Source organism: Mesorhizobium sp. M0626, assembly GCF_040320665.1.
In the GTDB taxonomy this organism is placed as follows: Bacteria; Pseudomonadota; Alphaproteobacteria; order Rhizobiales; family Rhizobiaceae; genus Mesorhizobium.
The window spans coordinates 58,046-82,782 of sequence record NZ_JAMYQD010000025.1 but is presented as its reverse complement, the minus strand read 5'-3'; the positions used below and the strand labels follow the sequence as shown (position 1 = coordinate 82,782).

15 protein-coding genes and 6 pseudogenes are annotated in these 24,737 nt (G+C 58.6%); 4 read left to right on the top strand and 17 right to left on the bottom strand.

Translation table 11 applies throughout. The annotated features are described in order from the left end of the window. From NKI37_RS27695 to NKI37_RS27640, 12 genes and pseudogenes are all read right to left on the bottom strand, one after another. A pseudogene (locus NKI37_RS27695) lies at positions 1-254 on the bottom strand (type I secretion system permease/ATPase); the annotation flags it as partial. A 403-nt stretch (positions 255-657) separates the two neighbouring features. Then, positions 658-1,449 (bottom strand): calcium-binding protein, encoded by a 792-nt coding sequence (locus NKI37_RS27690; RefSeq protein ID WP_023673926.1) that lies wholly within the window; start codon positions 1,447-1,449, stop codon positions 658-660. A gap of 369 nt (positions 1,450-1,818) precedes the next feature. Continuing rightward, positions 1,819-2,049: pseudogene (locus NKI37_RS27685) on the bottom strand (HlyD family type I secretion periplasmic adaptor subunit); the annotation flags it as partial. After that, entirely contained in the window at positions 2,024-3,739 is a 1,716-nt protein-coding gene (locus tag NKI37_RS27680) for a type I secretion system permease/ATPase (protein WP_286440852.1), read from the bottom strand. The gene NKI37_RS27680 and the pseudogene NKI37_RS27685, both read right to left, overlap by 26 nt. Positions 3,740-4,137: 398 nt before the next feature. Beyond that, positions 4,138-5,112: a LysR family transcriptional regulator gene (locus NKI37_RS27675; protein WP_023703124.1), complete on the bottom strand. Its 975-nt coding sequence runs from the start codon at positions 5,110-5,112 to the stop codon at positions 4,138-4,140. 64 nt (positions 5,113-5,176) lie between these two features. After that, on the bottom strand, positions 5,177-5,965 hold the full coding sequence (locus tag NKI37_RS27670) for an ABC transporter permease (protein ID WP_023687364.1): 789 nt from the start codon (positions 5,963-5,965) through the stop codon (positions 5,177-5,179). A 3-nt stretch (positions 5,966-5,968) separates the two neighbouring features. Continuing rightward, on the bottom strand, positions 5,969-6,880 hold the full coding sequence (gene nodI, locus NKI37_RS27665; RefSeq protein WP_023685034.1) for a nodulation factor ABC transporter ATP-binding protein NodI: 912 nt from the start codon (positions 6,878-6,880) through the stop codon (positions 5,969-5,971). Between the two features lie 54 nt (positions 6,881-6,934). After that, positions 6,935-7,168 (bottom strand): annotated as a pseudogene (locus NKI37_RS27660) (carbamoyltransferase N-terminal domain-containing protein); the annotation flags it as partial. A 37-nt stretch (positions 7,169-7,205) separates the two neighbouring features. Next, positions 7,206-7,835, bottom strand: a complete 630-nt coding sequence (gene nodS / locus NKI37_RS27655; protein ID WP_023713711.1) for a nodulation methyltransferase NodS — start codon at positions 7,833-7,835, stop codon at positions 7,206-7,208. 13 nt (positions 7,836-7,848) lie between these two features. Next, positions 7,849-9,207, bottom strand: a complete 1,359-nt coding sequence (gene nodC / locus NKI37_RS27650; protein ID WP_352790018.1) for a chitooligosaccharide synthase NodC — start codon at positions 9,205-9,207, stop codon at positions 7,849-7,851. 13 nt (positions 9,208-9,220) lie between these two features. Continuing rightward, the gene (nodB, locus tag NKI37_RS27645) at positions 9,221-9,880 is read right to left on the bottom strand and encodes a chitooligosaccharide deacetylase NodB (protein ID WP_023672235.1); all 660 of its coding nucleotides are present in this window, start codon (positions 9,878-9,880) and stop codon (positions 9,221-9,223) included. Continuing rightward, complete coding sequence (locus NKI37_RS27640) at positions 9,877-10,470, bottom strand: NodA family N-acyltransferase (RefSeq protein ID WP_023694280.1); 594 nt, start codon at positions 10,468-10,470, stop codon at positions 9,877-9,879. The genes nodB and NKI37_RS27640 overlap by 4 nt, the downstream gene beginning before the upstream one ends. 237 nt (positions 10,471-10,707) lie before the next feature. Between NKI37_RS27640 and NKI37_RS27635 the strand changes: the two are divergent. Further along, positions 10,708-11,607: pseudogene (locus NKI37_RS27635) on the top strand (LysR family transcriptional regulator); the annotation flags it as partial. 206 nt (positions 11,608-11,813) lie between these two features. Here NKI37_RS27635 and NKI37_RS32000 read toward each other — a convergent pair. From NKI37_RS32000 to NKI37_RS27625, 3 genes and pseudogenes are all read right to left on the bottom strand, one after another. Beyond that, positions 11,814-12,041 (bottom strand): annotated as a pseudogene (locus tag NKI37_RS32000) (IS1634 family transposase); the annotation flags it as partial. Between the two features lie 291 nt (positions 12,042-12,332). After that, the gene (locus NKI37_RS27630) at positions 12,333-13,364 is read right to left on the bottom strand and encodes a LacI family DNA-binding transcriptional regulator (protein WP_352790021.1); all 1,032 of its coding nucleotides are present in this window, start codon (positions 13,362-13,364) and stop codon (positions 12,333-12,335) included. A gap of 304 nt (positions 13,365-13,668) precedes the next feature. Further along, positions 13,669-14,997 carry a dicarboxylate/amino acid:cation symporter gene (locus NKI37_RS27625; protein ID WP_023706359.1) on the bottom strand — a complete coding sequence of 443 codons (1,329 nt, stop codon included), beginning with the start codon at positions 14,995-14,997 and terminating at the stop codon, positions 13,669-13,671. 1,153 nt (positions 14,998-16,150) lie between these two features. Here NKI37_RS27625 and nifA point away from each other — a divergent pair. From nifA to NKI37_RS27610, 3 genes are all read left to right on the top strand, one after another. Further along, positions 16,151-17,914, top strand: coding sequence for a nif-specific transcriptional activator NifA (gene nifA, locus NKI37_RS27620; protein WP_023672228.1), 1,764 nt, complete (start codon positions 16,151-16,153; stop codon positions 17,912-17,914). Positions 17,915-18,148: 234 nt separating this feature from the next. Then, the gene (hisC, locus tag NKI37_RS27615; protein ID WP_352790024.1) at positions 18,149-19,288 is read left to right on the top strand and encodes a histidinol-phosphate transaminase; all 1,140 of its coding nucleotides are present in this window, start codon (positions 18,149-18,151) and stop codon (positions 19,286-19,288) included. An 89-nt stretch (positions 19,289-19,377) separates the two neighbouring features. Then, positions 19,378-20,418 (top strand): LLM class flavin-dependent oxidoreductase, encoded by a 1,041-nt coding sequence (locus NKI37_RS27610; RefSeq protein WP_031195881.1) that lies wholly within the window; start codon positions 19,378-19,380, stop codon positions 20,416-20,418. A 555-nt stretch (positions 20,419-20,973) separates the two neighbouring features. Here NKI37_RS27610 and NKI37_RS27605 read toward each other — a convergent pair. Both NKI37_RS27605 and NKI37_RS27600 read right to left on the bottom strand, forming a co-directional pair. Beyond that, positions 20,974-22,866 carry an ABC transporter ATP-binding protein gene (locus NKI37_RS27605; RefSeq protein WP_352790027.1) on the bottom strand — a complete coding sequence of 631 codons (1,893 nt, stop codon included), beginning with the start codon at positions 22,864-22,866 and terminating at the stop codon, positions 20,974-20,976. Continuing rightward, a pseudogene (locus NKI37_RS27600) lies at positions 22,866-24,727 on the bottom strand (ABC transporter ATP-binding protein). Before NKI37_RS27600 ends, NKI37_RS27605 begins: the two are co-directional and overlap by 1 nt. Between the last annotated feature and the right edge of the window lie 10 nt (positions 24,728-24,737).

Here is a 24,737-nt window from a genome sequence, read left to right as displayed (position 1 = left end):
CCGGAAAACTGTCCATCGAAACGCTCGCCAATCCGCAGCAGCACGCGGGCGCGCAAAATGTCGAGCAGGCATTGGAACGCATAAAGCCCCGCAGCGAGCACGACGAGCCCCACCAGCGTGGATACGCTGCCACTTGCCAGAACGCGGTCATAGACCTGAAGCATGAACAGCGGCGAGATCAGCGCAAACACGTTGACCACGCCGCTGATCAACACAATGCCCCAAATCGCGGAAGTCAGAGGGAAGGGTCTCAAAGCTGATCCTTTAAGGAATGGTTGTCACGTAAGTCTCCGCAGCTGGCGACCCAGCTCCCTATATTGCTCCCCGATCGGCAACCGACTGCATCCGCTCGCTGGTTCAGGATCAGTGCTCCCGCCGAATATGTTTGGTCCCGGCATTTGATGGAGCGGGTCAACAACACCGTCCGGCTGAAGGTTTGGAAGGGATTCATCCTGGTCGGCCGCAAGGGCCCGAACAGGCTTCCGCCTCCACACCTTCAGGAGATTTCGGTCCACGACCAGCGCGACGCGCAGGGCTTCGTCACTGTACACGCTGACTGCTCCCAGGCGCCCCGGCCCATGGCAAGTAGCGGAAACGGACGGGAAAGCGCCCGCCCGGGGGGGCGGGGCGGGCGCGGTTCCGCATGGGTTTTCTGGATCAAACGAAGGTGAAGTCCGACGCGGTCAGGCCTAGGTCGGCCACGGTGACTACACCGCCCAGGTGGGCGAACTCGTGCGCGCTGCCGTCGGCGGTGACATAGGCCAGAGTTGCAACTCTGTCAGTGTAGCTGCTTTGGTAGACAATGATGTCGCCGGCGTGCTCGCCGGAGATCGCACTCGCCGCCTCATTAGCAGAGTTGAAAGATTCACCAGTGATCACCACGACGTGTTCGCCGTTCGCACCCGACGCCGCACCGCTGTAGAAGCTGCTCACCGGGTAGCCGGACTGTATGCTGGCGTTGTTGACGAAGTTCGCGCCAAAACCGTCGTTGTAGAGGCCTACCGCATCGAAGGCGAACTTGTCCTCCGCCGGGTTGAAATCGGTGATAGTGGTAATGTCCGACGTCGACCCGACAACCCCAGGCACCGGATTGTGGAACTGGAACACGAACGTGTCACTGTCGCTGCCCCCGGTCAACGTGTCCTGGCCGTCACCCACGTAGAGGACATCCTGGCCGGGTCCGCCGCTGAGCCTGTCATTGTCCTCACCGGAGACGCGCGCGTTGAAGCGGCCGTTGTCGCCGGAGAGATCGTCCCAGCCATCTCCGCCGAAGATGCGGTCGTTACCCTCGCCGCCGATGGCTCGGTCACTGCCCGCGCCACCCGAGATCTCGTCGTTGCCGCCACGACCGTCAAGCCAGTCACCGCCCTGGTAACCCTCGATCCAGTCAACACCCTCGGTGCCGAGGAGTGTTTCGGAACCCGGGCCACCTTCGATAATCTTTGCCATTGAAAATACTCCTAATGATGCCCCTGCCTGAGTCGTTCATATTCGTCATCGGACAATTGGAGAAATCGATTGCTTGGATAGGCATACATTTACGAAATGGATGCATTCTCGTTCACTTCGCCCTTCTGCTGAGCAGTTGCGGGCTCGCAGGCGGCGGGGACACGCCCCAGGCAATCGGCCCGAATATTCACACTCAAAGAACGGTCCAGGAAAACTTGGCAACCGGTCGTCCTGGTTGGGCCGCCCTCGGAAGAACGGGCATGGGGCTGTGTTGCCGAGTCGCGCCGGCACTGCCCATTGCGGGCAATGGAACGTTAGGGAGCGCGTTCGCGCGAGCCGAGATCGGAACCGACAGGCGCACCAGGTAGTACGAAATGCCGGGTTCACCAGGATTTCTCCGACCACCCCGCCAGTCGGGTGCTGTATCTTCTCACTAGGAAACGACGACAAAGTGTCCGGACGCTACAACCGCACCGGAGAGATTCGTGAAGGTCGCCCAGGCTCCGGCTCCTCCCACAAAGATCACGCTCGCCAGAAGGCCCGCCACCAGGTGCCGGTGAATGGACTCGAAACGTCATTGTTCTGATGAATGCCGGACACCGGGATCCTCCATGTCAGCGCGCTCTGCCACGTGATCCTGTGTAGACTCGATGGCCTTCAGGACTTTGGAACGCGCACCGAATGATCGCTGCCGTCCACCTTCCATCACCAACACCAAATCGACGGCGCGGATGGCGCTCGGCCGATGGGCGACGACAACCGCAATGCCCTTGCGCTCGCGCACGGAGGCGATCGCATTAACGACTGCAGCTTCGCCTTCCGCGTCGAGATGGGCATTGGGTTCATCCAGCACGACAAGGAAAGGGTCTCGATAAAGGGCCCGGGCAAGACCGATAAGCTGACGCTGCCCGGCGGAAAGTGCCGATCCGGCCTCACCAATCGGAGTTTCGTATCCGTGCTCAAATCGGAGGATCAGTTCGTGCGTGCCCGCTGCTTTCGCCGCGGCGACAATAGCCTCAGGGTCAGGATCATCTTCAAAACGAGCGATGTTTTCGGCAATGGTGCCATCGAACAATTCAACACCTTGTGGCAGATAGCCGATGTGACGGCCTAGTGCTTCCCGGTCCCATTGATCGAGGCTTGCGCTGTCGATGCGAACCTTCCCGGCGACCGGCGTCCATGCGCCGACGATGGCGCGCGAGAGTGTCGACTTGCCCGAGCCCGACGGGCCGATGACCCCGAGTGCGCTTCCCGCCTGAATGGCAAACGCAAGGCCGGTCACGGTCGGCTTGCTTTCGCCGGGCGGAACGATTGTCACGCTTTCGAGGCGCAGTTCGCGTTCAGGTGCAGGCATTAGCATAACAGGAGCGGTTTCAGGAACCTTTTCCAAGAGGTCCTCCAGCCGCGCCCAACCCTGGCGCGCCATGAGGAAGGGTTTCCAGCTTGAAATGGCGAGGTCGACCGGAGCCAGCGCACGCCCCATCATGATCGAACTGGCAATCATGACCCCGGCCGTAGCCTCTTCCCTGACGACAAGGTACGCACCGACGGCAAGAATGGCCGATTGCAGCAGCACGCGCAGCGACTTTGAAATGGCACCCAGCCCACCTGCTACGTCCCCAGCTTTCCGGTTGGCGGCCAGACACTTGGCATTGGCCTTTTGCCATCGGGCAGCGATCCGCTTTCCAAGACCGAGAGCTTGCACGACCTCGGCATTGCAACGCGCTGCTTGCAGCAGACCATTGCGTGCCATGTTGTGGGCAACGGTATCGCTTATCGGCCCTTGCGAGAGAGTGTTGGCAAGGAGTGTCAGAGATGTGAGACCGACCGCCCCGATAAGTGCCGTCATGCCGATCCAGAAATGAAGGAGGAAGCAAATGCCAAGATAAAACAGCATCCATGGCAGATCGAAGAACGCTGTCGGACCGTTTCCACCTAAGAAGCCGCGAACATTGTCGAGATCGCGAAGCGGCTGCAAGCCGTCGCCCGGCATGCGCGTTGAAAGCGGAAGGCGAACGATCGCATCGTGAACGCGTCCGGAAAACTGTCCATCGAAACGCTCGCCAATCCGCAGCAGCACGCGGGCGCGCAAAATGTCGAGCAGGCATTGGAACGCATAAAGCCCCGCAGCAAGCACGACGAGCCCCACCAGCGTGGATACGCTGCCACTTGCCAGAACGCGGTCATAGACCTGAAGCATGAACAGCGGCGAGATGAGCGCAAGCACGTTGACCACGCCGCTGATCAACACAATGCCCCAAATCGCGGAAGTCAGAGGGAAGGGTCTCAAAGCTGAATCCTTTAAGGAATGGTTGTCACGTAAGTCTCCGGAGGCTGGCGACCCAGCTCCCTATATTGCTCCCCGACCGGCAACCGACTGCATCCGCTCGCTGGTTCAGGATCAGTGCTCCCGCCGAATATGTTTGGTCCCGGCATTTAATGGAGCGCGTCAACAACACCGTCCGGCTGAAGGTTTGGAAGGGCTTCATCGTGGTCGGCCGCAAGGGCCCGAACAGGCTTCCGCCTCCACACCTTCAGGCGCGTTCATATTCGTCATCGGACAATTGCAGAAATCGATTGCTTGGATAGGCACACATTTACGAAATGGATTCACTCTCGTTCGCTTCGCCCTTCTGCTGAGCAGTTGCGAGGTCGCAGGCGGCGGGGCATCGCCATCCATGCCTCCTCTCATAGTCGAGGGGGGGGCATTTTCTCAATTTGGGGACAACTGAGACGTCCGGTGCTCTTAGGCAGAGGAATCATACGAGATCCCTCCTGCAACATCATTTCCCGCATCCACAGGCTTGCCGGATCACTATTGTGGAGCGCAGGCCATTGAACGGCCTCCGTGAATGCGGGAGGAAGTGGCGGCGGAAGTTTGACAATCCGCAGGGGTGTTGTTTTTGCGAAATGCTGCGCCAGCCGTAAGGGCATGGTCCCGATGCGGCTGGTGCCTGATACAACGGGCGGGATCAGGCTAAAGCCGTGTACGACAACTTCGATACGTCTCTCGAAACCGTGCTCGAGCAAATACCATTCCTCCATGGAGAGCTGCCGGGTGTCCCCGAATTTGAACACAACCTGCCCCATCGATAAGTATCGCTCCAATGTAAGTGGCTCTGACAGCTGCTTGTTCGTGCCGCAGCCTACGCACACGAGCATATCTTCGAACAGGGCTGCGCGAGGATGTTTCGACATGAATACTTCCGGCATAATTAGAAAATCAACGTCGCCGCGCCGGAGAAGCTCCTCGGGGTCGTCGGAAATAGGGAGACATTCAAAGCGGACGGCGGGAGCTTCCCGCGCAGCACGTTCTACGATCTTCTTAAAAAATACGAGCGTGATGTAATCGGAAAGGATAATCCGGAAGCGACGATCCGATTGGGCTGGGTTGAAGGCGTCCCAGGAAATAATCGATAGCTGGATGTGCAGCAATGCCTCCCTGACTGCTGGGGCGAGCCCCTCAGCGCGAGGTGTCAAAATGAGCTCGCGGCCGCTCATCGTAAATAGCTCATCGCTGAAATAGGCGCGTAACCGAGCAACGGCGGCGCTCATTGCCGGCTGGCTCAGGTTAATACTGCGGGCCGCCGCGGTGACTTTACGTTCCCTGACCAGAGCGTCCAACACAACGAGGAGATTCAGATCGAGTCCCTTAAAACGCATGTCTTGATCTAGGCGGCGTGTGAATGGGTTGCGACCAAACATTCAATTCGAATGGTGAGTAGCGTCAACGCATCAGCCTTCGACGAAAAAGAGCAATCGAAAAGAAGAAGGGCAAAACTGTGTATATGCAAAGCGCGCCGATATGCAGGCCCATTTTGTCAATCGGACGGCCAAGCATCGCTGGACGAATGAGGTCGATTGCATGTGCGAGCGGTAATAAGGAGGCAGCATACTGAAAAGCGCCGGGCAATTGGTTGACCGGAAACATCGCGCCGCAAAGGAACAGCATGGGTGTAATAACAAGCGTATTATAAAATATGAAATATTCATAACTGGGCGCAAGCGCCGTGACGACCATCGCTAGACTCGCGAAGGCGAGGCCATTGAGAGCGATGACTGGCAGCAAGCAGAGGATGGATGGCCACGATGCGTAGCCGAGCGTGGTGGCAACAATAGTGATTGCTGTGCCCGCCATGAGGGCCTTCGTGGCTGCCCACGCCAATTCGCCGAGTAAGATATCGCCGAGCGTCAGCTGAGTGCATAGCATTCCTTCCCAGGTGCGCTGGTCGCCCATGCGGCCGAAACTCCCGTAGACCGTTTCAGCGGTCGCCGATGCCATCACGCTTGTGGCAACCATGCCAGCCGCGAGAAACGCAATGTACGAAGTGCCCTCAACAGGACCTATCATTGTTCCGATGCCAAAGCCGAGACCGAACAGATAGATCATCGGATCGGCGAGGTTGCCGAGAACCGATGCAAGCCCGATTTTCTTCCATCCAAGATAGTTGCGGCGCCAAACCGCGACCCAATTCCACGCATTGGCGGGCATGCCCGCCGCATAACGTTCGCCCATTGTTCAGTCCTCCATCTCGCGCCCGGTTAACCGCAAAAACACATCCTCGAGATTGGGGGGACGCTGCAGAAGGCGTAGACCCGTACGCCCGCGTAGCTGCGCCAGCACCTGCTCCGGATCGGGTGCATAGCAAAAAAGCGTCTCACCGCTCACCTCGATGCGCTGTGCGTACGGCCGGATCAGCGCACCTAGTTCATGCGGATTGCCGCCGTAGACCTCCACCACGTCACAGCCGATCTGCTCGTCAATGAGTTCGGACGGGCGACCTTCGGCGATCTTGCGCCCCTCCTCCATAACGCACAGCCGATCGCACAGCCGCTCGGCCTCTTCCATGAAATGGGTAGTCAAAAGAATAGTCTTGCCCCGCGCCAGCAGCGATCGCAGCCGATCCCAGATCAGGTGGCGGGCCTGCGGATCGAGGCCGGTGGTCGGCTCGTCCATCACCAGCAAGTGCGGGTCATTGATGAGCGCACGCGCGAGCGTCAGGCGCCGCTTCATGCCGCCGGACAGTTCGGCGACGCGCGCATCCGCTTTGTTCTCGAGGCGGGCGAACTCAAGCAGCGATGGTATGACCGCATCGATCTGGCGTCTGCTCATCCGGAAGTAGCGCCCGAACACCAACAGGTTCTCGCGTACAGTGAACGCGGCATCAAGATTGTCGAACTGCGGGACCACGCCGATGCGCATACGTGCCAAACGCGCGCGCGCCGGCACTGGAGCGCCGAGCACAGTAATCTTCCCCGCATCAGGCGATGTCATGCCGAGGACCATACGCGCAATCGTGCTTTTGCCCGCGCCGTTCGGTCCCAAGAGCCCGAAGCATTCCCCCGCCGCAACGCGGAACGACAGCCTGTCGACAACGAGCTTGTCATAAGTTTTGCTTACGTCAGTAAGGTCGATCGCTATCATGGACATGGGTTCATTTTACCGAGAGGGACGACAAAACTGGCGGTCGCTTGGTTCCCTGCCGATCTGAAACTGTGACTCGTCTTCGCCATCCCCGCCGTCGATAACGAACTGATCGACATCACAAGGATCTAGCCGCTGCTCCGCTAAAGCGGCGACAATTGCGTCGAGATTATCGATGGATTGGTAACGCGGATCGTTGTGCCGCTTTTCCTGGTCATCGCAGAAGACGAGCCGTCCATCCTGGACAAGGGCGATCGCCCCATCATGGGTCAGCTTGGTACCACAGATGCGCATAGTGTCTCCACGTTAACGGCGATAGATTCGAGATTCATCAGGAAGCGGAAATCGGGTTCCGGAAACGGACGAGCAAGCAGTCTTCGTTGACCGACTCGCCCCGACACTCAAGCCGCTCTACCTCGATCAACGTTTCGTTCAGCATGGCGATGACCGGCTCAGCACCAGCGGCGTGACCCCAGCGACGGCAATTAGCATCCCTTGCCGATCCGAAGATCAGATGCCCGCCTGGCGCAAGCACCCGCACCAGGTTTTTGACGGCCGCGCGCATCTCGGCTATGTCTCCGAGGTAGTAGAGGACCTCCGCCACAACGATCACGTCAAACAACTCGTCGGTCGAAAACTGTTGAACATCGCAGACTATCCAGTTGATGCGCGACGGCTCCTTTATCCGTTGACGTGCTCGAGCAATCGCTTGCGCCACGACATCGATGACGGTGAGCCCTTGGCAGTAGGGGGCTAGTTTTTCCGTGAATGCGCCGGCAGCGCACCCGACTTCGAGGGCATTTGTAATGGAGCCTTGGGCAAGCGCCAGCTGGAGCATTTGCGTGTGGCGCTTCCGCTCGAATGGATTGCCGTCGAGGCGCCACGGATCGTCGGCGGCCAATTCCCGATCAAGCAACTGATGATTCACGTTCTGGGTCAAACTCGTGCACCTCTCGTCCATTAGGTATTTGCGATCAATCGTCGCCGCAAATGTTGTCCGACAGGACTAATTCCGAAGAATCCCGCGCAAGACTGAGCCTGCGAAGCGGAGCCGAATGGGGCGAGAGTTCTGCCCTGCTGGAACCAGTCATCGGAGCTTGGGTGGGGGCCTGTTTTCCCCCAGTGTTCGATGTAGCGACAGCAGAGCTTCGCGACAGCCAATCGCTATTGCTCAAGGTACACAGCGCGTAGGCCTTCAACGGAAGCAAGAGAAAGACGTTGATGAACGTGTGCAGCGAAAAGCCAAGAAATCGAAATTGTCGAGCACGAAATGCTACCACGCTGCATCGGAGCATGGTCATGGACACAATCATCAGTCCTGTCCACCAAGGCACAGTGCCTGTCAGTGCGAAATGTGCGAGGCCCGTTAATACCGATAGGGCGAGGAGTAGCGCGCCGAGATTCTGTCCGACCACGTCCAACGTGAGATAGCTATTTAGGCTAGGCAGCAAGCGCAGCCCAAGCAGCGTGTCCCGGAATGTGCTTCGTGCCCAACGGAGTTGTTGGCGCAGATACGGTCCGAGTCTGTTCGGAACGACTGTGGCCGCGATGGCGCTCGGAACGTATTCGGTTCGAAAGCCTGCTTTCAGCATCAGGATAGTGAGATGGCGATCCTCACCGAAGTCGCTTGGCTTGCCCCGAAAAAATTGCGACTCGTACTGGTCCAGTAACAAAAGGAGCGCAGACCGGCGGTACATGGCACATGGGCCGCAACAGCACATAACGGCACCGAAGCGAGCCTGTGCCGCGCGCTCCTCGTTGCAAGCCAGCCAGTACTCCATGTCTATCAGCCTGGTCAGCCAGCTCTCGGTTCGGTTACTGGCCGTCAATTGACCCATGACTGCGCCGACCGCTGAATCTCGCATCTTCGGTACAAGCTTGGAAATGACGTCGGGCGCGAGTACCGTGTCTGAATCAACGTTAAGCACCAGATCCCCTGATGAGCGTCGTATCGCGGCGATCTGCGCCTTGCGCTTTCCAACATTCTCGGGAAGCAAAATGATGTCGAACCTGGGGTCGCGCGCGTAGTCTTCGTGGACAGTTCCTAAGGCTTCGCGATTTCCAGAACCGTCATCAACCAAATAGACCCGAAGTCTTCCGGCGTATTCTTGGTCTGCAATGGAAGCCAGGCACTCTGAAAGCGTGCGCGGATCCTCGTTGAAGCAGGGGACGATGACATCCACGCTGGGCAGTTTGTCGGAGCCGACGAGAACCTCCAACCCCGACGAATCCTTTGTCGGCCTAGCATAAAGCCCTTGCATGCTCTTATAGGCAGTCGAGAGCAGTGCATAAAGCGAAATGGCCACAGTGCTGGTTGTACCAAGAAGAGTCATGGGATCTCGTTGTTCAGTGATGTTGAGGAAGTGAGCGGATTACAAATCCGCGCTCACGCAGTGCTGGAATCAGCCGGGACAGCGCCGTGACCGTCTGGTCGCGCATGCCGGCGTGAGCGCCCTGGCTCAACTCGCCGGGAGGGCATCCGTCGTGCAAGAGTACAATTGCGCCCGGCCGGACGGAGGCGAGCACTTTATCGATAATCGCCTCGACTCCAGGGCGAGACCAATCTCGAGGGTCGACGGACCAATGAAGGGCCGCCAGCCCGGCGATCTGTGATGCTGTGCAGACTTCTTCGCTCCAGGCGCCGTAGGGCGCGCGAACAAAGCGGACCGAGGCCTGCGGGCACGCTCTCATGATGGCGTCGTTCGCTTCAAAGACCTCACGTTGCACTTCGCCGAAACCGCATTGGTACAGATCCGGATGAGACATCGTGTGGTTGCCTACCTCGTGCCCTTCTGCGATCATCCGTTGGATTAGATATGGGTGCTCTAAGGCGTAGGCGCCGATGACGAAGAAAGTCGCCGGCACCCGCTGCTCTGCCAGCACGTCGAGAATCTCCGGTGTGAAAAGTGGATTGGGACCGTCGTCAAACGTCAGATAAACGCTTCGACGGCCGGTGCCGTCAGAGCACTCACGGCGCACTTCGTACAAGCAATCGGACCGGCTCATAGCTCTGGTCCGTTCCGATCTATCATCGTGCCCGTGGGCCATTCGCTGATCGGCCGTCCAACTGGCAGAACAATTGTGAGTGCGTCATCGATGCGTGTGGGCGGCAGGTCGAGGCGGGCCTCTGGTCGGGTGGAGCGCACGCGAATTCCCGACAAAACGGCCATAGGGCTGTATCGCCGTCCGAACCTCTCAACATGATTCCGCAGCGCGTCCCTGACCGTTCCGAAAGCGAATGGAACGCCAAGCTCCTGCAGTATTGGAAGCATGACATGGATTGAATGGGCGATTCCCAGACCCTCAAGGTCCGGACGTACCCCGTACAGGCCCAGTTCAGCCACCAACAGGTCGACCGCGTCGACCTTGATGAAACGGCGCAGTATGCCCATGTGAGCCGCTACACCGCTTGAATCATAGGCGATCACGCGGAGTTCAGGCCTGGCTCCGGCCCAGCTTCGACTACCTTCGAACGGTTCTGCGTTGGACGCCCCAGTCGGCCCGTACGTATCACGAAAGAACTCGGCGAGCTTAACGTGATCGGAGAGCTGCAACTCGTTTTCCCAGCACAACTTCCACTGCACCTGATGGCGCATTCAGGACCTCTCTTCATATTGGTTTTTGCGGCCGCATTACTCGACCAAAGCGGCGTTGTTGGCTGCACTCAGCCGTTGTCGTTGGCGAAGGTGAGCCAGACACTCTCTCGAAGTTCCGGCCCGTGTCGTCGATTTGAGCTTGACGTCGCTCATTTACGTTCCTCTAATGCATGGCTCGTAAATTCGTAAAATTGATTGTTTGAATGATACGCATCCACACGTTGGATAGAACATGACATGCGTTTCAAAGGGCTGGATCTAAATCTCCTCGTTGTGCTGGACGCTCTGATGAGGGAGCGTAAAGTCACTGCCGCGGCTCGCAGTATCAACCTGAGCCAGCCGGCCATGAGCGCCGCCGTTGCTCGGTTACGCGCCTATTTCAACGATGAGCTATTTACGATGAACGGCCGCGAGCTCATTTTGACACCGCGCGCCGACGGGCTCGCTCCAGCAGTCCGGGATGCATTGCTGCACATCCAGCTATCGATTATTTCCCCCGACGCCTTCAACCCGGCCCAATCGGATCGCCTCTTCCGAATCATGCTTTCCGATTACATCACGCTCGTATTTTTTAGGACGATAGTAGAGCGCGCTGCGCGGGAAGCTCCCGCCGTTCGCTTTGAATGTCTGCCTATTTGCGACGACCCCGAGGAGCTTCTCCGGCGCGGCGACGTTGATTTTCTAATCATGCCGGAAGTGTTCATGTCGAAACATCCTCGCGCAGCCCTGTTCGAAGATAAGCTCGTAGGCGTAGGCTGCGGCACGAACAAGCAGCTGTCGGAGCCACTTACATTCGAGCGATACTTGTGCATGGGACATGTTGTGCTCAAATTCAGGCACACCCGGCAGCCCACCATGGAGGAATGGTATTTGCTCGAGCACGGTTTCGAGAGACGTATCGAAGTTGTCGTACAGGGCTTTAGCCTGATCCCGCCCGTCCTGTCAGGCACCAACCGCATCGGGACCATGCCCTTACGGCTGGCGCAGCATTTCGCAAAAACAACACCCCTGCGGATTGTCCAACTTCCGCCGCCACTTCCTCCTCCTGCATTCACGGAAGCCGTCCAATGGCCTGAGCTTCACAATAGTGATCCGGCAAGCATGTGGATGCGGGAAATGATGTTGCAGGAGGCATCTCGCCTGGCGCCTTTGCCTGAAATCATTGAGCGTCTCGGGCACGCCGATCCGACCTTTCGTTTCTTGGTACCGACTGCCACCTCGAAATCGCGTGCGAAGCCCCGGAAGATGTTGAGCCCCACCTAATCACCGCCTGTAAGACAGGCTGATCAGCATGTTCGACAAGCGCCGGCGCGGCGCGTGTTACCTACGTTCTGGGGCTGATCTCAGGCGAGTTGCTCGTCGAGGATGTGTGGCAGAGTGATGCCAGCTGCCTTGATTGCCCGCTTTGGCCGTAGGTGGTGACGACGCGAGCATTCTTTTCGATGGCGGCTTCTGGAGGCGGACGCGATCGCGTAGGAGCGGTTGCCCTTCGGGCGTCGGGCCTTTGGCCCGGCAGAGCGGCGCAGTTCCTTGCTAAGTGCGAGGGGCCGGAACGAGCAGAACACACGCCCGGGCTGCTACTGAATTGACTGCCGCCTCGATTTGCTTGCGAAGTCCCAGAAGATGGTTAGCCCGGTTAAATTCCTACCTTGCCGGCTGTGCCGCGGCTTTTCACGTGCAGCCAGGCGAGGAGATGGCGGTCGACGAGGTCGACCCCAAATGGACTGTGCTGGCCTCGCTCGGCTCTTGCCGTGCGGGATCATTGACCACACCCCCTGCACGAGAACGTGGGGCATGTTGGCAAGTGAAGCCGGTGGAGGTTGACGCTGCGGATCTAGGCAATCTACCTCGCGCTTCCGCCTTCATATATTTTCCGGCAGATGGATGTCGAACGGCAGAAATGTCTGTCCGGGTGTTTCAGCGGTGCCGGTCTCGATAGCCCGTGTCATCAGCGATATCAGCTCCTGGCAAAGCCGGCGCATTGGCGTGGCGACCGCCATCGTGACGATGTTATCTGCAAGCGCTGCCCGAGACTCAGGTGTGATTTCATTCACGATCGCGACGAGATCCCGACTTTTGCCCTCTTCTCGGAGCGCGGAGATGGCGCCCTCCATGCCGCCGCCGGCGACATAGAAGCCGACGAGCTCGGGCTCCCGCTGCATGAGATCAAGCGTTGCCTCGTAGGTGATCTGCCGTTTCTCGAGGTTCATGACCGGATCCAGCACCTCGAACGTGGGCGCGTTCTCACGGCAATAGGAGCGAAAGCCGACGTCACGGAGCTCGTGCCCCTGGAAACGATGGCTGCCGACAAACACCGCCACTTTGCCGGGCCGTTTTGCGACCTTGGACACCATCCAAGCGGCCGTGCGCCCCACCTTGCGGTTGTTGAGGCCGATATACCCCTGTCGCACGCCGGCGGCGAAGTCGGAAAGCAGCGAGAAAACCGGAATGCCCTTGGCCTTGAGGTCCTCAACCGCTGCTGTGATTTTCGGGTGGTCCGGTGCCACCATCGCGATTGCATGGCAGCGTGCGCCCAACTCCTTGAGCGGCGCGATCAGGTCGCTCGGCATATGTGACGGGGCGAATTCGACGAGCGGAATGCCGTGGAAGGACTGGGCCAAATTGACCGATGCTTCGACCTCGCGCGCAAAATCTTGGTAGAAATGCTGGGCCGGTTTTCTCAAGATGAAGCCCAGACGGTAGTGCGGTAGGTCTCGCCGCAACCGCTGCTTGATTAGCCCGGCAGCATGATAGCCGATCGCCTGGGCGGCGTCGTGGACCCGCCGCGCGGTCTCCTCGCGCACCGGATGGCGGGCGTTCAGAACCCGATCGATCGTTGCTACGCTGACTCGGGCTTCGCGGGCGAGATCGGCAATTGTGGGGCGCTTGGTCATAGGTCCTATTCTGATTGGTTTTTGAGGCAGGCCGGCTCTCTGTCCGCCTAACGAGTTTCGGTTTCGGGTGGCAAAGTGAAGACGTCCCCATACGAATGGGCACAGCGTGTTGGACGAACATCATTGCAGACGTAAACCGGCCGGGTATACTGAAAGGCTCATTCGCTTAAAGGGCGGTGACGATTTGCACTCACACATTTAGCGCTTCTGATACATGGTCCGTGAGGAGCCGTTTAGAGGCTGCGGGTCGGTCGTTCAGTTATGTGACCAGCTAAGCGACTTCACAGGTCGTGGGCCGCCCACCTTACTTGCAGGAGGGTAGCCGGTTTGATGCCTCGGTAAGCTGATGACCGCTGAAGGCAGCTTTCATCTGTGCTCGGTCCAACTCTCCTTCCCAGCGTGCGACGACGAGGGATGCCACTGCGTTGCCGACGCAATTCGTCAGCGCCCGGCATTCGGACATGAATCGGTCGATGCCGAGTATCAGTGCCATCCCAGCAACGGGAACACTCGGAACTACCGCGAGCGTAGCCGCCAGGGTGATGAAGCCCGCACCTGTCACACCTGCAGCGCCCTTGGAGGAAAGCATTGCTACGAGCAGCAGCAGCACCTGATCGCCGATGGACAGATCCGTGTTCGTCGCCTGTGCGATGAAGAGAGCCGCTAGCGTCATGTAGATATTCGTGCCGTCCAGATTGAACGAATATCCGGCCGGGATGACGAGACCCACAACCGAACGCCTGGCGCCCGCCTTCTCCATTTTCTCCATCAGCGACGGGAGCGCCGCCTCCGAGGAGGACGTTGCGAGGACAAGCAGCAGCTCTTCCTTGATGTAACGAATGAGAGAACAAATCGAAAAGCCGTTGTAACGGCAGACTGCGCCGAGAACCCCGAACACGAAGAGGAAGGCGGTGAAATAGAACGTCGCGACCAGCATCGCGAGGTTGACTACCGAACCGATGCCATATCTGCCGATGGTGAAGGCCATCGCGCCAAAAGCGCCGATCGGCGCGGCCTTCATCAGAATTCCGACGAGCTTGAAGACAGGCACAATGAGCGCCTGGAGGAAGGAAACGACAGGCTTGCCCGTCTCTCCGGCCATCGCAAGCGCCATGCCGAACAGAACCGAGAAGAACAGCACCTGCAGGATGTCGCCTTCCGCGAAGGCACCGACGATCGTTGGCGGGATAATGTTCATCAGGAAGCCGGTGACCGACTGCGCTTTGGCTTTTGCGGCATAGGTATTCACGGCCTGGACATCGAGCGAGGCCGGATCGATGTTCAGGCCGTCGCCAGGCTGGACGACATTGGCGACGATGAGGCCGACGATCAGCGCGAGCGTTGAGAAGGTGAGGAAATAAACCATTGCCTTGCCGGCGACCCGGCCGACCTTATGAAGATCGTTCATGCCGGCAATGCCAGTCGCAATTGTCAGGAAGATGACAGGCGCGATGATCATCTTGACCAGCTTGATGAAGGCATCACCCAGCGGCTTCAGGCTCTCGCCGGTCTCCGGATAAAAATAGCCAATTGCGACGCCGAGCGCGATGGCGGCAAGCACCTGGGCGTAGAGCTTGGTGTAGAAGGGTTTGCGGGGCGCGGGACTCGCGCCGCGGACTTGTGCAGCTGACACTGTTTCTCTCTCCCTGACCGGATCGAGGTGGCGTGACTTCTCCCGGGCTTCTCCCTATCGCGGCGCTCCGGTCGAACGCTGCACCAACGCCGCCGCAATACCCATGCCAGATGAATCCGCATCACCTGAACTGATGTGGGCTCGCCAATGATGGAGGAGCGGTGTCAGACCAGCGGGCAAGGCCGCGGTCCGAACGCCCTTGATGGTCTCTGGCAGAGTGCTGCCGGTCGATCCCTCTGGCTAGCGGTTTTGCTGCACAGAGCGTGGTGGGTTCCTCGTTAGCCGGCTTTGGACCGGGCCCCATCGTTGGCGCCAGCGCGTACCAATAGGTCGCCTGTTCAAGGCCGTCCAGATGACAGGCTAACTTACCCCTGTTCGGAAGCGCTCGTTTCTAGACAGCCTACGACCATGCAGCCACTGCAATCACAGAATAAATTCGGACGGCCTTTTGGACGACCCATTTTGCAAATCAACGCCCGCAGCAGGGGCAGCCGTTTCCAAGCGGTCGCATCGTAATCTGTTCAGACTTTTCGATACGCTCATTGAGTGTGCCGATTTAGGCCCCCAGTGATGGTGCTGACCACGACGATGCGATTCATAAAGTTGCGAGCACCGCCTAGGAAGTCGTACTCAACGCCAGCTTCGCGCCTTCACACCCGACATCGCCGCCGCCTGATCAACTCGAGAAAGATGGCGGTTGCCGCAACCGACCAGTGCCGTTGGCGGTTATTATCGCTCCCGACCCTCCTTCGCGGGCGCTGGTGAATGGCACGGCCCCGCATTTACACTCCGCGCGGTCAGCCGCTCGGGCAACGCATGGCCGGCCCAGGTATTTCTGCTTCAACGCAAAGATAGAACTGATGAATCCTATCATAGGCCGCGAGGTTTCCTTTCACAGATGAAAGAAAGCTCGATTGACTATGCCGCCTCGCTCCAGTCTTTTGAAAACAACGTGTGTTTGCCCGGGGCAAGCCAATAACATGGCCAAGCCTCGTGGAGGGAGTAGCCAAGCGATGCGTCAGGGCTAGACCCGCTTTGCACTCGACCACACGGCGGCGGCACGAGTTCACGTCGGAGCATTTTCGCGCGTGCCCACGATGTCGCGGCGCACATGCCGCCAGCCTAGATTTGATGGCGCGAGATCGAGGATCACATGCACCACAACATTAGCAAGTCAGAACAGAATGCCCGCGACTGCGGCATATCGCTGCCGAATGCGATAAAGGGTTGTCCAAAGTCCGACACGAATCCTGCGAGTGTGGCATTGCACGAGCGCGCGCTAACCGGCATCTTCGAAATATCGAAAGTACTCGCCGATGCCGCCCGGCTCGAACTCAAGTTGGCCAAGGTAGTCGATCTCCTGCACTCGTTTGTGCAGATGCGGCACGGCATCATCGCTCTCTGCGATGCCGAGGGCGGACTGGACATCACAGTGGCCAGCGGCTGCGGCACGAACGGCAATGAGCCCTCCCGCTCGCGCCTGCCGCGCAACGCCATCGACCAGATTGTGACGACCGACACGCCGCTTGTCGCCGACGACATAGTGATGCATCCGACCTTCACTGCCGCTGATATCGAGGTGCTTGGGGCCTCCGACACCGTGTCGTTCATCGGCGTTCCCATTCGTGTTGATGGGAACGCCATAGGCGCGCTGACTTTGGACCGGGTTTTGGAAAGCAGGTCAAGCTATCGGCTCGACGATGATGTCCGGCTGCTTACCATGATTGCCAACATGGTGGGACAGACAGTCAAGTTGCATCGCTTCTCCGCGGTCGACCGCGAGCGAACGCCGGAGCTGGAACATCGGCTGCAAACGAAATTTTCTGATGTTAAGCACCCTGCACCCCGGCGCAAAAAGGTCCACGTCGAGGGGATGATTGGTGACAGTCCGGCGATAAGCGCCCTGCTGGAGAAGATCGCGGTCGTAGCGAAGGCAAAAACCACAGTTCTGTTGCGAGGTGAGTCCGGTACCGGGAAGGAGCTGGCTGCCAAGGCAATTCACGAGTTGTCGCCGCGCGCCAAGCGGCCCTTCGTTAAACTCAATTGTGCAGCGCTCCCAGAGACGGTCCTGGAATCCGAATTGTTCGGTCATGAGAAGGGTGCCTTCACAAGCGCATTCAATTCCCGCAAGGGGCGTTTTGAGCTCGCTGACAAGGGGACGTTGTTTCTGGATGAGATCGGCGAGATCTCGGCCTCGTTCCAGGCAAAGCTACTGCGCGTGCTGCAGGAGCAGGAGTTTGAGCGCGTCGGCAGCAATCAGACCATCAAGGTCGATGTTCGCGTGATTGCCGCCACGAACAGGAACCTGGAAGAGGCGGTTGCAAGGAATGAGTTCCGCGCCGACCTATACTACCGCATCAACGTGGTTCCCTTGCTGGTACCAGCATTGCGCCAAAGGCGCAGCGATATTCCGCTCCTCGCAGCTGAGTTTCTCAAGAAGTTCAACGACGAGAACGGCTGTACGCTCACCTTCGATCCGCGTGCGATTGAAGTGCTGATGAAATGTGAGTTTCCCGGCAACATTCGCGAGCTTGAAAATTGCGTGCACCGGACAGCGATCCTGGCCGAGGGACTGTCAATCGGGAGAAACGACTTTGCCTGCTCCCAAGGCCAATGCTTTGCCGAGGCGCTGTGGAAGTGCAGATCGGGCAAGGCCGCGCTGCAACCACCGCCGATCCTGCCGGAGTCAGCGAATTTGGCCACGCCCCCGGACGAGGCCGCCAGTTCGGCCGCGACTAACCCACTTGCCGGCGCAACCCACCCAATTGGCGCGAGGACGCCCGATATAGAGCGCGTCATTGCTGCCATGGAAAGATGTGGCTGGGTGCAGGCAAAGGCAGCGCGCTTGCTTGGGCTGACCCCGCGCCAGATTGGCTACGTGCTGAGGAAATACGGCGTCGAGATCAAGCGTCTTTGAAAGCATGACCCTGGGCATGAGCTGAGCAGCTTAGCGCCTTGGCGCCGCGCAGCGATGCAGATCCGCGTGCGCGTCAACTCGATTCGACCGAGGACAGGTGGCTGAATTCCCATGTCAGCCGGCGCTGCGACCATTGTGTGGAAGGCAACCCTGCCATCGTCCAATCCTGTCCGCCATGTTGCTCTCGTTGCGAGCTCATGCGGATGCCCCTGTGTGACTGAAACGGAGTTAAATATGTCCGACGCAAAACTGCAAACTGTGCTTTCGGCTCTTTCGCAAGTGACACGACAGTTGGATGCTCTGCCGTCCAACGGACCAGCGCCGGACGCAAATTTTATCAAGCTGAATACGAATGAGAACCCGTTTCCGTTGCCGCCAATCATAATGCAAAGTGCAGTGGCGGCCCTCAAGCGCCAGTATCTATATCCGGATGACGATAACTTCAGACTGAGGGAAGCAGCGTCCAGCGCCTATGGCGTTTCCAGGGATCAGGTCATCGCTGGCAACGGGTCGTCTGAACTGCTCGGACTGATCTACAGAGCTTTCCTCGCACCCGGCGACAAGGTTGCGATGATGTCGCCAGGGTTTTCGTTCAACCGCAAACTTGCCATGCTCCAGGGCGCTGAGTTCCTCGAAATCGGATGTCAAGCTCATTCCCTGCCAATGGAGCAATTGCTTTCTGGTCCGGCAAAAGACGCCAAGTTTATTATGTTGGCCAATCCAAACAATCCGACCGGAACATTCCTCCCGATAAGCGATATCGAACGCCTCGTAGCACAATCGGACCGCTTGATTGTCCTCGATGAGGCCTACGTCGACTTTGCACCCGATCACGGACTGCGCCTCATCAACCGGTATTCGAACCTTCTGGTCTTGAGGTCATTCTCGAAAAGCTATGCCGCCGCCGGCATTCGCGTCGGTTTCGGTTTCGGTCACCCTGAAATTATTGGAAGGCTGCGAAACATCCAGAACGTCTTCAACATGAACGTGATCGGGCATGCCGTTGGTATCAGCGTGCTTGCGCATCGCGGCGCCTACGCAGACAACCACAAGCACATCAAGGATGAACGAGAGCGAGTGACAGTTGCACTATCGCAACTCGGATTTTCCGTAACACCCTCCCGCGCAAATTTCTTGCTGGCCCGTGTGCCCGCGGGACAGGACGGCTCATGGTGGCAAGCAGCATTGGAGAGGCAAAAGATACTTGTCGCGTTTTTTCCGGACAAAGGCTTGGAACACTGTATCCGCGTCAGCATCGGCACAAAAGAGCAGATGGATGAATTTCTTGCTGCCGCTGGCGACATCGCTGGAAGCTTAACGGTGCCAAGCTTCAGGGGCAGGGAAGCGTCAGGCTCTGCTTCTTCGTTACGCTGACGCTAATCGGCGATCACACACATCTCTTCCGACTTGCTTGGTGACCCCAGCAAGAAAACAGCCTGCTTTTAAAAACGGGGACTTAAAGAGTGACAAACGTCTTTCCTTCAAACCTAGCTTTCGGCATCTTCGATCATTTGGATGAGGATGGCCGCGATATAGGCCGGCAGTACGAAGATCGCCTGATATTAGCAGAGGCGTGCGATCAGCTAGGGTTCTATGCCTATCATCTCGCAGAACACCACTGCACTCCCCATGGGAGAGGTCCATCGCCGAATCTGTTCTTATCGAGCGTCGCCCAGCGCACCCGGCGCTTGCGTCTCGGACCCTTGGTGATGCTGCTTGCGCTTTATCATCCGCTGCGTGCGTTCGAAGAGATCTGTATGCTGGACCAGTTGAGCGGTGGCAGGCTCGAACTGGGCATAGGGCGCGGTGCTCTCCCGACCGAATTGGGCTACTTCGGGATTGGTGCGGACGCGGTGCCGGGCCGTTATGCCGAAGCCAGCGAAATTCTTATGCAAATACTTGTTAATTCGAGCGAGGTCGGCACGCTCTGCTATCAAGGTCGCCATTTTGATCTCAATGACGTTCCTTTGACGCTAAGACCTCATCAGCGTCCACATCCGCCCACATGGGTCGCTGCCAATCGACCCGAGTCCACAGCTTGGGCCGCTGCGAATGGAACAAATATCGCGTGTGTAGGACCTTCCTCTTCTGTTCGCAAAACTACTGATGCGTTCCGCGCCTATCGAGAGGACAACGCAGGCGGGGGGGATCAAGGGAGATTTGTCGGATTGCTCCGCATGGTCGTGATTGGGCGTTGTGACACACATGCCTATTCGCTCGCGGCACCTGCTTACGCACGCTGGCTCAAGAGCTTCCAATTCCTTTACGAGCTTAACGCTATCCCCACTCCACCAAACTTGCCGCTGACCTTCGATGCGGCAGTCGAGAGTGAATTGTGCGTGGTAGGATCAGCAGAGTCTGTGCGAAAAGCTCTGCTAGATCAGTTGGAAGAGGCAGGTGCCAACTACCTGCTTTGTCAAATGGCATTTGGAAATCTGCCGCTAGATGCTTCCCTTTACACCGCGAGGACCATTCAATCCGAAATCATGGCTCGACTTGGCTGACCATGTGCTCGAGCTTGCACGTGGTGGGGCGGGCAATCGGGAGGAGGCCAAACTGACGACGAGCAGGCGGCACAGAATACCAGCTTTGTGCGTTGGCTGGCGTCTGGGCCATCGTGTGAACATGCACGATCTTAAGGAGAGGGTAGCCGAGCGCGTCACGATGCCGGCACGCGTCTGCTCGTCGCGCTGGCGCTAGTCGTTGCCCATAGCCAGCCGCAGGAGGTTCTTCTCGCCCGGGGCGGCGTCGGTGCGGCGCCCACTAATCCAGCTTCATCAGCGGCCCGTCGGTGGCAAAGCCGTCACTCGCTACGGCGCTATTGAGGGCGCGCTCGCGAGCGGCTTTGCGACGCCCAGCCAACACCTCCAGCGAGCTCGCCCGATGATGGTGGTGCACCGCGGTCGGATACGATGCTGGAGGAAATCGTTCGCAGCCGGTCTTCACGAATTGCGAGGAGTGCTCGTTCTTGAATGCTGGCTGCTGGCCGGATGCGGTGGCCTGAGTGGTCTGCCGACACGCCCGAAAGTCAACGCCACTACCACAAGGCCGCCAAGATGTCAGGTCTGAGAGCCAGCTTGGACGGTGGTATCGTGTTCGGGAAGGTCGTCGAAGGAGGCGTAGTTGAGATAGTAGAGTTTGGAATACAGGCCGCCCATGGCTATTAACTCATCGTGGTTGCCAGTCGCAATAACTTGGCCATTCTGAAGCACGATGATGCGGTCGGCCCCCCGGACCGTGGCGAGACGGTGGGCGATGACGAGGCCAGTCCGCCCTTCAAGCAGCTTGATCAGAGCCTTCTGAATCTGCAATTCCGTGTAGCTGTCGATATTGGCGGTAGCTTCGTCGAGCACGAGGATCTTGGCGTCAGCGACGAGGGCGCGGGCGAAACTGATAAGCTGGCGCTGGCCGAGAGATAAGTTGTCGCCGCGTTCGCCAAGTTGTGTCTCATACCCGTCGGCGAGGCTCATGACGAAGTCATGCGCGCCGACAGCCTTGGCCGCCTCGATCACCTTGTCGCGCGTGGCTTCCGTCTTCTGGTATCGAATGTTCTCGAAGACCGTCCCGGTGAACAGGAATGGCTCCTGCAGCACCATGGCGACCTGGCGGCCGAGCGATTCCTGGGTGAGGTCGCGTACATCATGTCCGCCGACCAGCACCTGACCCTGCTGAACATCATAGAAGCGGTGGACCAGGGCCATCGCACTCGATTTGCCAGAACCGCTCGGTCCGACTAGTGCGACCGTCTCGCCCGGATTGACCTTGAACGAGACATTTTTCAGAACCGAACGGTTCGGATCGTAGCCGAAGGTGACGTCCCTAAACTCGACCGAGCCGTCCATTTCGGGCGAAAGCACTTCGGCATTGGGTTTGTCCTTAACATCGATCTTGACGTCGAACACATCGGTCAGGCGCTTGCCTGAGGCCATGGCGCGCTGCATGACCGAATATTGCAGGGTGAGTGAGCGGATCGGGTCAAAGAAGCGCTGGATGTAAAATAGGTAGGCTACCAACACGCCCACATCTATACGGCTATTCATGACCATCGAGCCGCCGACCACAATAACGGCGGCCAAGGCGAGGCCGGTGATGCCATCGACGATGGGCACCATGACCAGTGCATATCTGGCAGCGATCAGGTGGGTCCTGAGGTTGGCATGGGCCCGATCGTCAAAAAGACTGAAATTCACCTGCTGGCGGTCCATTGACTGTATGGTCCGCACGCCGTGAATGGCTTCGGCCAGCGCGCCATTGACGACGGAATTGGTTTCGTGTGCAGCCATGAAGGCGTCGCGGGCCCGCGGCAACCAGACAATGCGGACGATCACCAGGATTGGCAGAACCGATAGCGTCAGGAGGCCGAGGCGAAAGTCGAGCCACAGCATTACGAAAACGATGCCGAAGAGAAGCGCAACATCGCCTAGGGAATATACCGAGGTTTCCAGGAACTCCTGTATGGAGTTAACGTCGCCTTGCAGGCGCGACATCAGGCGTCCGACCTCGGTCTTGTCCATGAAAGAGAGCGAAACCTTTTGCAGATGGCCAAACATGGCGCGGCGGATGTCGAACAGGACAGTTTCGGCCATTTTCCCATCCAAGGCTTCCTGCATGTAGCCGGCGGCGAAATTGACCAAAATCGCCGAAAGGAACGCGCCGACGGCCGCAAGCTGGGCTGAGCGATCGGGCCTTGCCGGGTTCATGCCGAGGTCGATCGCGTAGCGGATGATCAAGGGGATGAGAAGCTGCGTCCCGGTGAAGATCAGCATCGCGACAATCGTGACAACTACCTTTGCCCGGTAGGGATGGACGAAGCCCCAGATGCGACGGAGGATGCTCTTGTCGAAAGCCCGGCCGAACATCTCCTCCTCGATCCGGTGCGAGCCGACGACCGCGCGCGGAGGGCGTCTCCCATCGTCACGTTCGGCTTCGAGTTCGCCGCGGCCCTGGTCCATCAGCGGGCGCCCCCATCCTGGCTAATAATGCTATCACCCGGGCGCGTCTGGAGATCGTAAAGGGCCCTGTAGCGTCCCCGCTTCGCCAGAAGCTCTTCATGCGTGCCGCGTTCTACGGTTTCGCCTTTATCGACAAAAAGGATTTGATCGGCATGCTTAAGCGCACTCAGCCGGTGCGCGATGATGATCGTCACCCGATCCTTTGCGAAGCGCCGCATCGCCGCGCGAATGCGCAGCTCGGTGCCGGCATCGATCGCGGCCATCGAGTCGTCGAAAATGATGACGGAGGGGCGCAGCATCATGGTGCGAGCAATCGTGAGACGCTGGCGCTGGCCGCCAGAGAGAGAAACGCCGCGTTCGCCCACGACCGTCTCATACCCTGCCGGGAGCCCGAGGATGTAGTCGTGGAGCTGGGCGAATTCTCCAGCGCGTTCAATTCGCTGTCTCTTCGCCCAGGGATCGCCATAAGCGATGTTGTTCTCGATCGTTGTTGTGAATAGGAACGCATCCTGCTGTACAACCGCGACCGCCTTGCGAAGGCTCTCGAGGGTGACATTGCGTATGTCCTGGCCGTCCAACGTGATGGCGCCACCGGTCACGTCGTAAAAGCGGGGGACCAGATGAGCCATCGTCGATTTGCCGGAACCCGGCGGACCGACGATAGCGATCGTCTCGCCTCTCCGGGCCTCAAAGCTGAGGTTCTTCAGAATGGCGCGGTTTTCGGCGTTGGGGTAGGCAAATGAGACATTGTGGAAGCGCAGAGTGCCGTCACTTATCTCAAGCGGTCTGGCCTCGAGAGCATCCCTGATGGTGATCTCCTGATCGAGGAGACCGAAAAGCCGCGAACCGCAGCTAGAAGCGCGGGCAAACGCATTGACCATGAGACCGATCTGGCGGACTGGCATTTGCAGCATGGTCATGAAGGTCAGGAAGGTCGCCATGGTTCCGACGCTGATCTCGCCAGCGACGAGCTTGTTGCCACCGATCCCAAGCACCAATCCCATTGCGAAAAAGTAGGACAAGGTCATCGCCGACGTGTTGGGTACGTAGATGTCAACGAGATCGTTGGCGAGGTCGAGCGCGTTCTTGGAAGCGCCGTCGAACTTCAGCATCTCATAGGATTGAGCCGCAAAAGCGCGGACCACACGGATACCTGCGAGATTTTCCTTCATCACGCGGCTTAGTACCGAAAGGCGCTCATAGAGGTCGAGCCAGGTGGCGCGCAGCCTAAGCTGTGTGGTCGATGAGCGCCAAGCGACAAAAGGCACGAAGCTGAGCGCGGCCAAGCCGAGCATCGGATCGGTCGAGATCATCATGTAAGCGCCAATCCCGATCAGCATCGTCAGCAGGAGCACCCGCATGAGCCCGGTGGAAAAATACATCCGCACGCCTTCGAGATCGAGCATTCCGGCGGTTATCAGATCGCCTGAATGGACCCGGTCGTGAAAGGAAAAGCTGAGACGCTGGATCTTGTCGTAGTAGGCGAGCCGCAATTCGTACGCGACATGATGCCCGACGGCTTCGGCAAAATAGTTCTGCGCCATCGTGAAAACGCCGCGTAGCGCGCTGACGGCGAGCAGCAGGAGAGCCGGGGCCCAGAGCGCTTGTCCTGCCGCAGCCCCCGCGACACCGCCCCCGATAGCTACTGGTCGACAGCCCGGCCGAGAAGCTGGGGAATGAGCAACTGGAGGATTGCCGCCATGATCGTCGAGCCCATAGCGAGGGCGACCTGCCACGGATGGCGCAGATTCATACGCGTGATGCGCAACAGCGTACTCAAATCCCGGCCCCAGCGCGCCGCTTCAACATGGGCCAACGAATTCAGTGCGTTCGTTGCGCCGCTGACAGCTTCACTGTTCACGGGTGTATTC

Excerpts from the sequence above, each read along its gene's own strand:
- NKI37_RS27690 (WP_023673926.1), bottom strand. The coding sequence starts at position 1,449 with ATGGCAAAGATTATCGAAGGTGGCCCGGGTTCCGAAACACTCCTCGGC.
- NKI37_RS27675 (WP_023703124.1), bottom strand. The coding sequence starts at position 5,112 with ATGCGTTTTAAGGGACTCGATCTGAATCTCCTCGTTGTGTTGGACGCT.
- NKI37_RS27670 (WP_023687364.1), bottom strand. The coding sequence starts at position 5,965 with ATGGGCGAACGTTATGCGGCGGGCATGCCCGCCAATGCGTGGAATTGG.
- nodI (WP_023685034.1), bottom strand. The coding sequence starts at position 6,880 with ATGTCCATGATAGCGATCGACCTTACTGACGTAAGCAAAACTTATGAC.
- nodS (WP_023713711.1), bottom strand. The coding sequence starts at position 7,835 with ATGGACGAGAGGTGCACGAGTTTGACCCAGAACGTGAATCATCAGTTG.
- nodC (WP_352790018.1), bottom strand. The coding sequence starts at position 9,207 with ATGACTCTTCTTGGTACAACCAGCACTGTGGCCATTTCGCTTTATGCA.
- nodB (WP_023672235.1), bottom strand. The coding sequence starts at position 9,880 with ATGAGCCGGTCCGATTGCTTGTACGAAGTGCGCCGTGAGTGCTCTGAC.
- NKI37_RS27640 (WP_023694280.1), bottom strand. The coding sequence starts at position 10,470 with ATGCGCCATCAGGTGCAGTGGAAGTTGTGCTGGGAAAACGAGTTGCAG.
- NKI37_RS27630 (WP_352790021.1), bottom strand. The coding sequence starts at position 13,364 with ATGACCAAGCGCCCCACAATTGCCGATCTCGCCCGCGAAGCCCGAGTC.
- nifA (WP_023672228.1), top strand. The coding sequence starts at position 16,151 with ATGCACCACAACATTAGCAAGTCAGAACAGAATGCCCGCGACTGCGGC.
- hisC (WP_352790024.1), top strand. The coding sequence starts at position 18,149 with ATGTCCGACGCAAAACTGCAAACTGTGCTTTCGGCTCTTTCGCAAGTG.
- NKI37_RS27605 (WP_352790027.1), bottom strand. The coding sequence starts at position 22,866 with ATGGACCAGGGCCGCGGCGAACTCGAAGCCGAACGTGACGATGGGAGA.